General features: G+C 45.9%; 1 pseudogene. It reads right to left on the reverse strand.

The window, feature by feature from the left end:
• Positions 1 to 266: pseudogene (locus AAEZ18_RS18970) on the reverse strand (RecQ family ATP-dependent DNA helicase); the annotation flags it as partial.

Here is a 266-nt window from a genome sequence, read left to right on the forward strand (position 1 = left end):
TGCACACCTTGTGCACTTAGCACATTAGCAACTTGCTCGGCGCTTTGCTGTAGCGTTACATACACAATACCAGGGCCATTTTGCGCGCGCACAATGTTGGTAAGCTCGGTATTTTTATCGGCGGTTTTAACGCTCAACACACTTAAATCTAAATTGGCGCGATAAAAGCCCGTTTGCACAATACACTCAGGCGATATAGCAAATCGCTCTGCCATATCGCGTTTAACTTTTTTAGTCGCCGTTGCCGTAAGCAGCAATACTAAAGG

Origin of the sequence: Pseudoalteromonas sp. 19-MNA-CIBAN-0066 (assembly GCF_040308705.1) — a bacterium.
GTDB lineage: Bacteria > Pseudomonadota > Gammaproteobacteria > Enterobacterales > Alteromonadaceae > Pseudoalteromonas > Pseudoalteromonas nigrifaciens.